Raw genomic sequence first — 1035 nt, forward strand, 5'->3', positions numbered from 1 at the left:
TGTGGCTGGACTCCCATTACCCATGCTGCTCTTACTGGAAATCTTCGGTTACTTGAAGTGCTTCTCACAAGGCAAGGTATTGCACTGAATGTTGAGAATGCTTCCCCTCTTTTTTTCGCTGCCGAGAAGGGGCACTTGAGGATTGTACGTCGGCTCCTCGAATGCAAGGACGTTGATATCAACATGACTGTCTGGAACAAATCCCCTCTATACATCGCAATCGAACATGGCCATATCGAGGTTGCAAAGCTGTTGATTGGCCATAGCAATCAGCTCGATGTCAATTCAGCAACATTTCTTGGTAATACCGCCTTGTCAGTGGCAGCAGTGAATGGTCACCTGGATATTGTGGAACTCTTGCTCCAGAATGACAAGCTGGACTGCATGGCACAGAATGCCTTTGGAGAAACCGCCCTTCAGCTGGCAGCACGTGAAGGGCATGAGGCCATTGTGAGATGTCTTTGTGGTGACATCCGTGCTAGAGATCTCGATGGCTTGAAGGACGCTATAAAATATGCGGCAAATATCAAATTAAAATTCTTCCTTCAAGAAAAATACGATATATGTACCCAAGGAATGAATATTTGATTGGTGCTTTGTTGCGGTCCGAATAACTGCATGAGCGGTGGACTCTAGTTTCCAAGACTATGTAATCTTGGCCATACAATTCATTATTCAAAGTATGACAGTGCGGTTATTTGGCTCCCAAGTAGATGAAGAAAGTTAGACCTCTGATATAGTACATGCATGAAGATTTTCTTACTCCCTAATAGTAGTGCAGTAGGCTGGCTTATGAGTGATAATCTACCGTAGAGAAGCCCTTCCGACACGGTGTTAGCTCTTAGAGAATATTCCGGCGTCTGTTTTTTTCACATGACAATCGGTCTACATGGGTTCTGCTAGAATATACACAGGAATTTCACCATAAATTCAGGTCTTTTAATGCCCACATCTCCAAAAGAGGCTAGAGATTTGTTTGCCTCCAAGAGAAGCCAGTGGGAGATTCGGGGACCCGCGGTGATTAGTAGGCAAACA

At 44.7% G+C, this 1035-nt stretch carries 1 protein-coding gene; it reads left to right on the forward strand.

The window, feature by feature from the left end; all coding sequences use genetic code 11:
• Positions 1–588 (forward strand): ankyrin repeat domain-containing protein (locus DL88_RS21195; protein WP_169741610.1); only part of this gene is annotated, 588 nt, incomplete at its 5' end.
• Positions 589–1035 lie beyond the last annotated feature (447 nt).

This window comes from Beijerinckia mobilis (genome assembly GCF_000745425.1).
GTDB classification, from domain to species: Bacteria; Pseudomonadota; Alphaproteobacteria; order Rhizobiales; family Beijerinckiaceae; genus Beijerinckia; species Beijerinckia mobilis.